Source organism: Frigoribacterium sp. CFBP9029, assembly GCF_034045305.1.
Classification (GTDB): domain Bacteria; phylum Actinomycetota; class Actinomycetes; order Actinomycetales; family Microbacteriaceae; genus Frigoribacterium.
Genome location: NZ_JAXCWB010000005.1, coordinates 188,345 through 200,296 on the forward strand (window position 1 = coordinate 188,345; position 11,952 = coordinate 200,296).

Below are 11,952 nucleotides of genomic sequence, written 5' to 3' on the forward strand. Positions count from 1 at the left end.
GCTATGCACCGGAGGTGCCGGTAGGATCGCTCCTCGTGACCAAGGCCGACATGAACAAGCAACCCGCAGAGGTCGCGTCGATGTTCGACGGCGTCGCCGCGAACTACGACCGCACCAACGACGTGCTGTCGGCCGGCAACGCCGTCCTCTGGCGCGTGGCCACCGTGAAGGCCATCGGGGCGGGCCCCGCCGACAGGGTCCTCGACATCGCAGCGGGCACGGGCACCAGCTCGGCGGCCATCGCCAAGCGCGGTGCCGAGGTCGTCGCCCTCGACTTCAGCCACGGCATGGTCGAGGTGGGGCGGAAGCGCCACCCCGAGATCGAGTTCATCGAGGGCGACGCCGAGAAGCTGCCCTTCGACGACGCGACCTTCGACGCCGTGACCATCTCGTTCGGCCTCCGCAACGTCAACCGCCCCCAGGTGGCGCTCGCCGAGATGAACCGGGTCCTCAAGCCCGGCGGCCGCCTCGTCGTCTGCGAGTTCTCGACACCGCCCTTCGGTCTGCTGCGCGCCGCCTACCGCGCCTACCTCCGCTTCGGCATGCCGTTCATCGCGCGCTTCGCCAGCAGCAACGGCCCGGCCTACACCTACCTCGCCGATTCGATCGCCCAGTGGCCCGACCAGCAGGTGCTCAGCCAGTGGCTGCGCGGTGCGGGCTTCAGCCGCGTCGCCTACCGCAACCTGTCGTTCGGCATCGTCGCGCTGCACCGCGGTCGCAAGCCGTCCGCTCCGTCGACCCGCGCCTCCTCGAAGAAGCGGGCGACCTCGTGAGCGCGGGTGGGCCGACGACCCACCGCAACAGCCTCGGCACCTCGCTCGGGCTCGGCGAGAAGCTCTTCGCGACACCGGCCGAGCGGCGCTTCGTCGCGGCCGTCGACAGCGGGCTCGAGCTCGTCGAAGAGGGTCTGCTCCGCGAGATCGCCTTCGCCGACGAGATCGCCGACGCGACCACCCGCTACCTGCTCGCCGCGGGCGGCAAGCGGGTGCGTCCGACCCTGACCCTCCTCATCGCCCAGCTGGGCGACGGCGCGACGCCCGGCATCGTCGCCTCGGCCCAGGCCACCGAGATCACGCATCTCGCGTCCCTGTACCACGACGACGTCATGGACGAGGCGCAGATGCGCCGCGGGGTGCCGAGCGCGCAGGCCGTATGGGGCAACAACGTCGCCATCCTCAGCGGAGACCTGCTCTTCGCCCGGGCCAGCACCATCGTCTCCGGTCTCGGCCAGGAGGCGATCCTGCTGCAGGCCGAGACGTTCGAGCGGCTCTGCCTCGGTCAGCTGCACGAGACGATCGGGCCCCGCGAAGGCGACGATCCGATCGCCCACTACATCGACGTGCTCGCCGACAAGACCGGCTCGCTCATCTCGACGGCGGCCCGCGCCGGCGTCATGTTCAGCGGCGCACCGCGCGAGTACCTCGCGCCCGTCGCCGAGTTCGGCGAGAAGATCGGCATCGCCTTCCAGCTGATCGACGACGTCATCGACCTCTCCGACCAGCCCGCCGAGACGGGCAAGAAGGCCGGCACCGACCTTCGCGCCGGTGTCGTCACGCTCCCCGTGCTCTATCTGCGCGAGCTCGCCCGCACCGACCTCGAGGCCTCGGCGCTGCTGTCCGAGATCGACCGCATCGTCGAGGCGACCCACGGCGACGTCGACGGGGCCGAGATCGACGAGTCCGCGCGCAACGCCGCCGAGACCACCCTCGACGACGAGTTCGCCGACGTGGTCCGGCGTCTGCGCGAGCACGACGTCACCGAGCGCACCCGCCTCGAGGCCCACCGGTGGGCGCGCGAGGCGCTCGACGCCCTCGCCCCGCTGCCCTCCGGCCCGGTGAAGAAGGCCCTGACCCGCTTCGCCGATCGAGTGGTCGAGCGGTCCGCCTGACCGGCGCCGCCCCTCCTCGTCCCCGAATCACGCATCACCGTCAACCCGCTCGCATCGCCGAGCCCCTCAGCGAGAGAGAGAACACCGTGACCACCTTGCGACTGGCCATCGTCGGAGCCGGACCAGCCGGCATCTACGCAGCCGACATCCTGCTCAAGGCGCCCAAGGGCTTCGACGTCCAGATCGACCTGTTCGAGCAGCTGCCCGCGCCCTACGGCCTCGTCCGGTACGGGGTCGCGCCCGACCACCCGCGCATCAAGGGCATCGTCAACGCCCTGCGCGACGTGCTCGACAGCGGCGACATCCGCGTCTTCGGCAACGTGCGCTACGGCGTCGACATCACCCTCGACGACCTGAAGAAGCACTACAACGCCGTCGTCTTCTCGACCGGTGCCATCCGCGACGCCGATCTCGACGTGCCCGGCATCGAGCTCGAGGGCAGCTACGGCGCCGCCGACTTCGTCAGCTGGTTCGACGGTCACCCCGACGTCCCCCGCACCTGGCCGCTCGACGCCTCCTCCGTCGCGGTCGTGGGCGTCGGCAACGTCGCGCTCGACGTCTCGCGCATCCTCGCGAAGCACGCCGACGACCTCCTGCCGACGGAGATCCCCGACAACGTCTACGAGGTGCTCAAGGCCTCGCCCGTCACCGACGTGCACGTCTTCGGGCGGCGCGGCCCTGCGCAGGTCAAGTTCACGCCGCTCGAGCTGCGCGAGCTCGGCGAGCTCCGCGACGTCGACATGATCGTCTACGACGAGGACTTCGACCACGACGAGGCGTCGAAGACGGCCATCGCGACCAACAAGCAGGTCTTCGTGATGGACAAGGTGCTGAACCAGTGGCGTCAGCGCGAGGTCGGCGAGGCCTCGCGTCGTCTGCACCTGCACTTCTACGCCAAGCCCGTCGAGATCGTCGGCGACGAGCAGGGGCGCGTCTCGGCGTTCCGCTACGAGCGGACCCGGCCCGACGGCCAGGGTGGCGTCGAGGGCACCGGCGAGGTGCGCGACGTCCCCGTGCAGGCGGTCTACCGGGCCGTGGGCTACTTCGGCTCGCCGCTCGACGGCATCCCGTTCGACGAGCGCCGCGGCGTCATCCCGAACCATGAGGGCCAGGTGATGGACGACGACAACCAGATCGTCCCCGGCGTCTACGCCACCGGCTGGATCAAGCGCGGCCCCGTCGGCCTCATCGGTCACACGAAGAGCGACGCGATGGAGACCGTCTCGCACGTCATCAACGACCAGGCCAGCTGGTGGCAGCCCGCCGAGACCGACCCCGAGGCCGTCCCCGCGCTGCTCGCCGAGCGCGGCGTCGCCTACACCGACCTCGAGGGCTGGCACCGCCTCGACGAGCACGAGCAGGCGCTCGGGGCCGCCCACGAGCACGAGCGGGTCCGCGTCAAGGTCGTCCCCCGCGACGAGATGGTGCGCGTCTCGCGCGCCGAGGCCGGGCAGACCGCCTGACCCGCGCCTCCTGAGTCCGCACGTCCGGGCCGCCCTGCGACCGTGCTGGCCGCGGGCGGCCCGTGGTGCGTCCGGCGGGACCACCGTCGGAGGGTGTCGCTAGGCTGTCCGGCATGGCAGATAGTTCTTTCGACGTGGTCAGCAAGGTCGACAAGATGGAGGTCGACAACGCCCTCCATCAGGCGCAGAAGGAGATCGAGCAGCGCTACGACTTCAAGGGCGTGGGCGCGTCCGTCGATTACAGCGGCGAGAAGCTGCTGCTGAAGGCGAACACCGAAGAGCGGGTCAAGGCCGTGCTCGACGTGCTCGAGTCGAAGTTCATCAAGCGCAGCATCAGCCTCAAGCACCTCGACGCGGGCGAGCCGTTCGCCAGCGGCAAGGAGTACCGCATCGAGGCCGCGCTCAAAGAGGGCATCGAGCAGGACCAGGCGAAGAAGATCGGCAAGATCATCCGCGACGAGGCGCCGAAGAGCGTCAAGAGCCAGATCCAGGGCGACGAGCTGCGCGTGCAGTCGAAGAGCCGCGACGACCTGCAGGCCACCATGGCTCTGCTGAAGAAGGCCGACCTCGAGGTCGATCTGCAGTTCGTCAACTTCAGGTAGTCGATGGAGATACCCACGTGGGTGGCCCCCACCCTCGCCGTGATCGGCATCGTCGTCGACATCGCGATCCGCGTGTTCGCGATCGTCTACGTGCCGATCAACCGGAGGCCGCAGACGGCCACCGCGTGGCTCCTCGCGATCTTCCTGATCCCGTACGTCGGGTTCGTCCTCTTCCTCCTCATCGGCAGCAGGCGTCTGCCGCGGCGTCGCCGTGAGAAGCAGGCGGAGATCAACAAGTACATCGTCGAGACCACCGAGGGCATCGAGCGGGTCAAGCGAGACCACCCCTGGCCCGCCTGGCTCGACACCATCGTCGAGCTGAACCGCACGCTCGGCGCGATGCCCCTCGTCGGCGGCAACACGGCCGAGCTGCACTCCGACTACCAGGCCTCGATCGACGCGATGGTGGCCGCCGTCGACGACGCCGAGCGTTGGGTGCACGCCGAGTTCTACATCACGAGTCTGGACGCGACGACCGAGCCGTTCTTCGTCGCCCTCGAGAACGCCCGGCGTCGCGGTGTCACCGTGCGGCTGCTGATGGATCACATCGCCAGTCGCGGGTACCCGGGCTACCGCAAGACGCGTCGACGCCTCGACCGCATCGGGGTCGAGTGGCGACTGATGCTGCCCGTGCAGCCGTTCAAGGGCAGGTACCAGCGGCCCGATCTCCGCAACCACCGCAAGCTGCTCGTGATCGACGGCACGGTCGCCTTCACCGGCTCGCAGAACATGATCGAGCGCGGCTACCAGCGGCGGAAGAACCGCCGTCGCGGCCTCACCTGGAAAGACTTCATGGTGCGGTTCGACGGGCCGATCGTCGCCGGCATCAACGCCCTCTTCGTCACCGACTGGTACAGCGAGACCGACGAGCTGCTGCTGCGTGAGACCGACCCGGTGCACGTCGCCGACTCGGTCGAGACGATCGACTGCCAGGTCGTGCCGAGCGGCCCCGGCTTCGAGGGCGAGAACAACCTGCGGCTGTTCAACTCGCTGCTCTACAGCGCGCAAGACCGCATCATCCTCACGAGCCCGTACTTCGTGCCCGACGAGTCGATGCTCTACGCGGTCACGACGGCCGCGCAGCGCGGGCTCGACGTGCAGCTCTTCGTCAGCGAGATCGGCGACCAGCCGGTCGTCTACCACGCGCAGCGCTCGTACTACGAGGCGCTGCTGCGTGCCGGGGTGCGAATCTTCCTCTACCGCTCGCCGACGGTGCTGCACGCGAAGCACGTCACGATCGACGACGAGGTGGCGGTGGTCGGCTCGAGCAACATGGACATGCGCTCGTTCAGTCTCAACCTCGAGATCTCGGTCATGATCCGAGGGAGGCGCTTCGTGCGCCAGCTGCGCGAGGTCGAGCAGGAGTACCGCGAGGCGAGCCACGAGCTCCTCCTCGACGAATGGCTGGCCCGGCCGTTCCGGTCGAAGGTGCTCGACAACGTCGCCCGTCTCACCTCCGCCGTGCAGTAGCCCACGCCCCCGCGCCGGCGCGGGGGAGCGGCGGGTGGTCCACGGGAGGGTCGAAAGGCTGTATATTTGTCTGGCGCCTCCGGTCGGTGAACACACGGGCTGGGTGTGCATGGCAAGTTACCCAAGCGGCCAAAGGGATCTGACTGTAAATCAGACTGCTCAGCATTCGGGGGTTCGAATCCCTCACTTGCCACACACGGAACACCGAGCAACACCTCGAACGGACTCGATCACTCGAGTCCGTTCGTGTTTCACGACTCGACCCCCCTCAGGAGGCACCGTGCCCGAGAATCCCGAGCGCGACATGCCCGACTCCGAGCGGCCAGGGCTCGGGGAGTCCGGGTTCGACGGCCAGGCCGTGTCCGCCCTCCTCGACGTGGCCCGCTCGGTCGCCACCGACGCCGCGGCGCTCGCCGCCCGACGCCGCTCCGAGGGCGTCGAGGTCGCCGCGACGAAGAGCAGCCTCGTCGACGTGGTCACGCACACCGACCGCGAGGTCGAGGAGTTCATCCGTGCGCGGCTCGCGCGCGAGCGCCCGGGCGACGGGTTCTTCGGCGAGGAGGGCGAGCCCGACGACTCCCGCACCGGGCTGACCTGGGTGGTGGACCCGATCGACGGCACGGTGAACTTCCTCTACGGGATCCCGCAGTGGGCGGTCAGCGTCGCGGTCGTCGAGCACGGCCCCGATCCGAGCTCGTGGCGTGCCCTCGCCGCCTGCGTCGTGAATCCGCTCGCCGGTGAGACCTTCGAGGCATCGAGGGGAGGAGGCGCGTGGTCGTCGGGTCGTCGCCTCACGGTCTCGACCCCCTCCTCCTTGTCCCAGTCGCTCGTGGGGACCGGCTTCTCGTACGACGCCGACAGGCGGGTCGAGCAGGCCGCCGTGCTCGGCCGGTTCATCGGGAGCGTCCGCGACATCCGTCGCATGGGGGCGGCATCGCTCGATCTCTGCGCGGTCGCCGACGGACGTCTCGACGCCTACGCCGAACGAGGATTGAAGCCGTGGGATCACGCGGCGGGCGCGCTCGTCGCGGCCGAGGCGGGGGCCGTCGTGGGCGGCGAGGGCGACGCCCCGGCCGATGAGCGGCTGACGGTCGCGGCGGCGCCCAGCATCTCCGACGCGTTCCGCGACGCCCTCGCCGACGCCGGTTTCTGATCGTCGGACACCGGGCGCGGCTAGCCATTCGTTCACCGTTCGGCTACCCTGGACTGGTTCGTTACTTTTCCGTGACATGTTCTACGGGGTAGCGGCCGAGAAGAAGAGGGAGCACCCGCCTCTCCGTCCCGACAACCCCGAGGATCCATCAGACGTGTCGAAATACCAGAACATCTCCGAGCCCGCCGGCGACGGAACCCCGTCGCTTCGAGCAGAGAACGATCTTCTGGTCACCGTCTCGGACGCCCCGACGGCGAGCATCACCATCCCGACCTTCGCGACGCGCCGTGAGCTCCGCGAGGCCGAGCGTGCCGCCGCGGCCCTCGCCGCACCGACCATCGCCGACGAGTCCGAGACGGCCCGCCTCGCATCGTCCGCGGCCGCCGTCGGCGTCGGCGTCGAACGGGGCACCGCCGCCGCAACCGGCATCTCGTCGCCCGTCGTCGCAGCGCCTGACGTCGCACCCGTCGTCCTCGAGGGCGAGTCGGCGTCCATCGTCACGAACGACGCCGCCACCGTCCCGGCCCCCGACTCGCGTCGGGCCCGTCGCGCTGCCGAGGCCGCAGCCGCCGCCTCGGCTCGCAAGCGCTCGCCTCGCACCGTCTCGTCCACCGCAGCGACTCCCGCCGTCGGCGCGGCAGCCACCGGGCGTCGCACCGGCCCCGCCCGCAGCTCCGGCAGCGCAGCAGGTCGCAGCGGCGCCGCCCGCAGCACCGCAGCGCGCAGCACGTCCTCGAGCCGCGCCTCCTCGGCCCGCACGTCGGCAGCATCCGCGACCACCGCCTCCCGCGGCTCGTCGTTCTCGCGCACCTCGCAGCGCGTGACCGTCGTCGGCGCCATGCTGTTCGCGAGCGCGATGCTCGTGGCGACCTCGGTGCCGGCCAACGCCTTCTTCGTCGACACCCCTGAGCTGACCGCGGCCAAGAAGGCCGCAGGTGCTCAGAGCTTCGTCGCCGCCGGCGCCGCCCCCGAGGCCAGCGTCTCGCGCGACGGCTACTCGGTCAGCACGATCGTGGTCAACGAGTACGCCTCGACCAGCTCGAGCACGTTCACGAACGATGTCGCCGGCACCGTCCAGTGGCCCTTCCAGACCGGTGTGCCGATCAGCAGCGGCTTCGGCGCGCGTCAGGTCAGCAACTGCAGCTTCTGCTCCACCTTCCACCAGGGTCTCGACTTCATCCCGGGTGCGGGCTCGCCGATCCAGGCGATCGCCGACGGCACCGTCAGCGCCGTCACCGGTCCGTCGGGCGCCTTCGGCAACCACGTCGAGATCGAGCACGTCGTCGACGGCCAGAAGGTCACGTCGACGTACTCGCACATGCAGTCCGGCTCGGTCGAGGTCTCGGTCGGAGACACGGTCACCGTCGGTCAGATCATCGGCGCCGTCGGCAGCACCGGCAACAGCACCGGCGCCCACCTGCACTTCGAGATCCACCTCAACGGCGTGCCCGTCGACCCGTACCCCTGGCTGACCGCCAACACCAACTGATCCGACCGGCACGAGCCGACGCAGGCCGGTAGGCCGGCACGAGCCGAAGCAGGCCGGTCGAGCGGCGCGGCGAGGAACGGCACCACGAGAAGACCCCCGGGCAGTCCGCCCGGGGGTCTCGTCGTTCAGCGCGTCAGGATCACACGTCGGTCTCGCGCAGCCACACCGCGGCGTTCGGCGGCAGGGCCGGTCCGTCGAGGCTCATCGTCGACAGCAGCACGTCGCCGAGGGGCAGCTCGACGGCCACCTCGCCCAGGTTGGCGAGAACCGTCACGCCCGCGCTGCGGAACGCCACGACCTCGTCCGAGTAGTCGTCGAGCCAGACGAGGTCCGACGTGCCGAGGCCGATCTCCGAGCGCAGCCGGAGCGCCAGGCGGTACAGCTCGAGGGTCGAGCCCGTCACGCCGGTCTGCTCGTCGCGGGCGTAGGTCGACCAGTCGCTCGGCTGGGGCAACCAGGAGGCGCCGGTCGAGTTGAACCCGAAGGCCGGCGCCGCGGACTCCCAGGGCAGCGGCACGCGGCATCCGTCTCGCCCGTATCGTTCTCCGCCCGTGCGGAACCAGGTCGGATCCTGTCGGCTCTCGTCGGGGAGGTCGATGGCCTCGGGGAGGCCCAGCTCCTCACCCTGGTAGAGGTACGCGCTGCCCGGCAGGGCCAGCATGACGGCCGTCGCGGCCCGGGCCCTGGCGAGACCGAGCTCGGGGATCGGGAGCCCGGCGCTGCGCGGGCCGATGCCGTGGCCCTGGGGGTTCTCGGCGGTGAGGGCGAGGCGACTCGCGTGCCGGACGACGTCGTGGTTGCTCAGCACCCAGGTGCTCGGGGCCCCCACGCTCGAGAACACCTCGATCGAGGAGTCGACGACGCGGCGGATCTCGCTCGCCGACCAGCCCGTCTCGAGATACGAGAAGTTGAAGGCCTGGTGCATCTCGTCGGGGCGGACCCACTCGGCCAGTCGTGAGAGAGGCTCGACCCAGGCCTCGGCCACGAGCACGCGATCGCCCTCGTACTCGTCGAGCACCTTCCGCCACGAGCGGTAGATCTCGTGCACGCCGTCCTGGCCCCAGTAGGGCGGGGGAGCGGAGTCGCCCTGACCGCCGCCCATGCTGCCCGAGTCGGCGGGGGGCGTGTAGTCGGGCAGGCCCTCGGCCTTGATCATGCCGTGGGCGACGTCGACCCGGAATCCGTCGACGCCGCGGTCGAGCCAGAAGCGCAGCACGTCGACGAACTGCTCGCGCACCCAGGGGTCGGTCCAGTCGAGGTCGGGTTGCGACGAATCGAAGAGGTGGAGGTACCACTGACCGGCCGTTCCGTCGGCCTCGGTGATCCGCGTCCAGGCCGGCCCGCCGAAGATCGACTCCCAGTTGTTCGGGGGGAGCTCGCCGTCGACGCCGCGGCCGTCGCGGAACAGGTAGTGCCCTCGCTCGACCGAGCCCGGCTCGGCCGCCAGCGCCGCCTGGAACCAGGCGTGCTCGGACGAGGTGTGGTTGGGCACGACGTCGACGATCACCCGGAGGCCGAGGTCGGTGGCGCGTGCGCGCAGGGCGTCGAAGTCGGCGAGCGTGCCGAACAGGGGGTCGACGTCGCGGTAGTCGGCCACGTCGTAACCGGCGTCGCGCTGGGGCGACCGGTAGAACGGCGACAGCCAGACGGCGTCGACCCCGAGGTCGGCGAGGTCGCCGAGTCGCGAGGTGATGCCGGGCAGATCGCCGACGCCGTCGCCGTCGGAGTCGGCGAACGATCGGGGGTAGACCTGGTAGATGACGGCGGAGCGCCACCATTCGCCGCCCTTCTCGGACGAGGCGGCGGGGGCCTCGTCGAGTGCGGTCGGCGTGTCGGTCTCGGAGTCTGCGGGGGCGTCGAGTGTGTCGCCCGTGGGCTCTGCTGAGGACATGAGGCCACGATACGGCAGGGCCTCGACCCGCCATCCGCTAGCGTGCAATCACCACCCGACCACGATTGGCGCCGACCGTGACCCCTCAGAGTGTCCCTCCGACCGTCGAGCCGTCGCCCGCGGCCTCGCAGCCCGACGAGACGCCCTTCCCGCTCGCCCTCGGCACGAACGTCTTCGGCTGGACGGTGGGCGCACCCACCGCGTTCGAGGTGCTCGACGTGTTCGTCGGAGACGGCGGACGCATCATCGACACGGCCGACGTCTACTCCGCCTGGCTGCCGGGCAACGTCGGCGGCGAGTCCGAGACGATCATCGGGCGGTGGATCGCCCGACCCGGCAACCGCGAGCGGGTCGTGCTGAGCACCAAGTGCGGCCAGCATCCCGAGGCTCCGGGTCTGACGCGCACGAGCATCCGGATGGCCGTCGACGCCTCGCTCCGTCGTCTGCGCACCGACTACATCGACTACTACTTCACCCATTTCGACGACGACGAGACCCCTCTCGACGAGACCGTCGGCGCCCTCAGCGAGCTCGTCGACGAGGGCAAGATCCGCCACCCCGCCGCGTCGAACTACACCGGCGCGCGCCTCCGCCAGGCGCTCGCGATCGCCGATCGGGACGGCCTGCATCCGTTCGCGGCGGTCCAGGCCGCCTACAACCTCGTCCGCCGGGCGGACTACGAGAGCGACGTCCAGCCGCTCGTCGACCACTTCGGTCTCGCCGTCCTCCCGCACTCCTCGTTGGCCAGCGGGTTCCTCACCGGCAAGTACCGCGGCGACGCCGGTCGAGGCGACTCGCCGAGGGGCAATCGCGCGCTCAGCTACGTGACCCCACAGAACCTCGCCATCGTGGAGGTTCTGGCCGACATCGCCGAGCGGCAGCGGGTCGTACCCGGCGCCGTCGCCATCGCGTGGCTGGCCACGCGGCAGAACGTCATCGGAGCCCTGGCGAGCGCCCGGACGACGATCCAGCTCGAAGGTCTGCTCGACGCGGCCCACGTGGAGTTCTCCGACCACGACCTCGAGACGCTCGAGGCCGCGTCGACGCCGATCCCCTCGACCTGAGACCGGTTCCCGGGTCAGAGCCCGACGACGACCTTCGCGTCCGAGTCCCATCGCCGCATCGACACGAGACGGCTGGTGGAGACCCGCCCGGCGTCCGTCGCCTCCTCCGCCTCCTCCGCCTCGGAGAGGACCTCGACGGCCCGCGCGAGCTGGTCGGGGGACAGCCGCGAGGCGAGCGTGAGGTGAGGCATCCAGCGACCGGGGGTGGCGTGGTCGACCGGCGCCGCGCCTCCTACGCTCTCGTGCACGTCGCGGTGCAGATCGAGCAGATCGGCGGTCGGCACGATTGCCCGGGCGAGCACCAGCCCCCGCGGGGGTCGGCCGAAGACGATCAGGCCGGCGAACGCGACCGGCAGGGGCAGCGCCGAGGCGATCCGCCGGAGGCGCGGGTCGGCCCGGTCGTCGAACCCGGCCGCCACCGAGACGGAGATGTGCGGTGCGTTGGTCGCCCCCGAGTGGTGCGCGAGCGAGGGCAGACCGGCGTCGGCCAGCACCTGCCACGAGTCGCGGACGGCGCGGTCGGTCGTCTCGTCGAGGAGCAGTTCGATGCTGTGCACCCTCCGAGTCTGCTCCGCCGCCGCACCCGTCGCCGCACCCGCAGTCGCACTCGTGCGAGGTGGCATCAGCACCCCTCCGGCTCTGCTAACATTGCCTGGTGCCAATCGGCCGCGAGCAGTTCGCGACCTGGTGGTCACGCCCCGATAGCTCAGTGGTAGAGCACTTCCATGGTAAGGAAGGGGTCGTCAGTTCAAACCTGACTCGGGGCTCCGGCTGTCACCATCCCGTCGCTGAGCGATCCGACGGGGTTCACAGCCTGCGGCGGGGTAGCTCAGTTGGTTAGAGCACACGGCTCATAATCGTGGTGTCGCGGGTTCGAGTCCCGCCCTCGCTACCGCAAGGCCCTCTTCGGAGGGCCTTCTCCCGTCATGCGG

At 70.3% G+C, this 11,952-nt stretch carries 10 protein-coding genes and 3 tRNA genes; 11 read left to right on the plus strand and 2 right to left on the minus strand.

Features of this window, described 5'->3' with window-relative positions:
• Window positions 1–35 precede the first annotated feature (35 nt).
• The 8 genes from ubiE to SOM11_RS09055 all read left to right on the plus strand — a co-directional run bounded on the left by ubiE (window position 36) and on the right by SOM11_RS09055 (window position 8,065).
• Window positions 36–773, plus strand: a complete 738-nt coding sequence (gene ubiE / locus SOM11_RS09020) for a bifunctional demethylmenaquinone methyltransferase/2-methoxy-6-polyprenyl-1,4-benzoquinol methylase UbiE (protein ID WP_243215408.1) — start codon at window positions 36–38, stop codon at window positions 771–773.
• Complete coding sequence (locus tag SOM11_RS09025) at window positions 770–1,888, plus strand: polyprenyl synthetase family protein (protein WP_192058802.1); 1,119 nt, start codon at window positions 770–772, stop codon at window positions 1,886–1,888. The genes ubiE and SOM11_RS09025 overlap by 4 nt, the downstream gene beginning before the upstream one ends.
• Before the next feature lie 86 nt (window positions 1,889–1,974).
• Window positions 1,975–3,351 (plus strand): FAD-dependent oxidoreductase, encoded by a 1,377-nt coding sequence (locus tag SOM11_RS09030; protein ID WP_192058800.1) that lies wholly within the window; start codon window positions 1,975–1,977, stop codon window positions 3,349–3,351.
• A 113-nt stretch (window positions 3,352–3,464) separates the two neighbouring features.
• Window positions 3,465–3,953 carry a YajQ family cyclic di-GMP-binding protein gene (locus SOM11_RS09035; protein WP_192058798.1) on the plus strand — a complete coding sequence of 163 codons (489 nt, stop codon included), beginning with the start codon at window positions 3,465–3,467 and terminating at the stop codon, window positions 3,951–3,953.
• A gap of 3 nt (window positions 3,954–3,956) precedes the next feature.
• A complete protein-coding gene (gene cls, locus SOM11_RS09040; protein WP_320477829.1) occupies window positions 3,957–5,423 on the plus strand; it encodes a cardiolipin synthase in 1,467 nt (488 codons plus the stop codon).
• Window positions 5,424–5,534: 111 nt separating this feature from the next.
• Window positions 5,535–5,616 (plus strand) — tRNA-Tyr (locus SOM11_RS09045).
• A gap of 111 nt (window positions 5,617–5,727) precedes the next feature.
• On the plus strand, window positions 5,728–6,576 hold the full coding sequence (locus SOM11_RS09050) for an inositol monophosphatase family protein (RefSeq protein WP_320477860.1): 849 nt from the start codon (window positions 5,728–5,730) through the stop codon (window positions 6,574–6,576).
• Window positions 6,577–6,730: 154 nt separating this feature from the next.
• Window positions 6,731–8,065 (plus strand): M23 family metallopeptidase, encoded by a 1,335-nt coding sequence (locus tag SOM11_RS09055; RefSeq protein ID WP_320477830.1) that lies wholly within the window; start codon window positions 6,731–6,733, stop codon window positions 8,063–8,065.
• A 139-nt stretch (window positions 8,066–8,204) separates the two neighbouring features.
• Here SOM11_RS09055 and SOM11_RS09060 read toward each other — a convergent pair whose 3' ends face one another.
• On the minus strand, window positions 8,205–9,956 hold the full coding sequence (locus SOM11_RS09060) for a glycoside hydrolase family 13 protein (protein WP_320477831.1): 1,752 nt from the start codon (window positions 9,954–9,956) through the stop codon (window positions 8,205–8,207).
• 77 nt (window positions 9,957–10,033) lie between these two features.
• On the opposite strand from SOM11_RS09060, the gene SOM11_RS09065 reads away from it, so the two are divergent.
• Window positions 10,034–11,020, plus strand: coding sequence for an aldo/keto reductase (locus SOM11_RS09065; protein WP_192058789.1), 987 nt, complete (start codon window positions 10,034–10,036; stop codon window positions 11,018–11,020).
• A gap of 14 nt (window positions 11,021–11,034) precedes the next feature.
• Here SOM11_RS09065 and SOM11_RS09070 read toward each other — a convergent pair whose 3' ends face one another.
• Window positions 11,035–11,577, minus strand: coding sequence for a 2'-5' RNA ligase family protein (locus tag SOM11_RS09070; RefSeq protein ID WP_320477832.1), 543 nt, complete (start codon window positions 11,575–11,577; stop codon window positions 11,035–11,037).
• Window positions 11,578–11,715: 138 nt separating this feature from the next.
• On the opposite strand from SOM11_RS09070, the gene SOM11_RS09075 reads away from it, so the two are divergent.
• Window positions 11,716–11,787: transfer RNA gene (locus tag SOM11_RS09075), tRNA-Thr, on the plus strand.
• Window positions 11,788–11,838: 51 nt separating this feature from the next.
• Window positions 11,839–11,912: transfer RNA gene (locus SOM11_RS09080), tRNA-Met, on the plus strand.
• Window positions 11,913–11,952: the final 40 nt, after the last annotated feature.

Excerpts from the sequence above, each read along its gene's own strand:
- SOM11_RS09050 (WP_320477860.1), top strand. The coding sequence starts at position 5,728 with ATGCCCGACTCCGAGCGGCCAGGGCTCGGGGAGTCCGGGTTCGACGGC.
- cls (WP_320477829.1), top strand. The coding sequence starts at position 3,957 with ATGGAGATACCCACGTGGGTGGCCCCCACCCTCGCCGTGATCGGCATC.
- SOM11_RS09060 (WP_320477831.1), bottom strand. The coding sequence starts at position 9,956 with ATGTCCTCAGCAGAGCCCACGGGCGACACACTCGACGCCCCCGCAGAC.
- SOM11_RS09035 (WP_192058798.1), top strand. The coding sequence starts at position 3,465 with ATGGCAGATAGTTCTTTCGACGTGGTCAGCAAGGTCGACAAGATGGAG.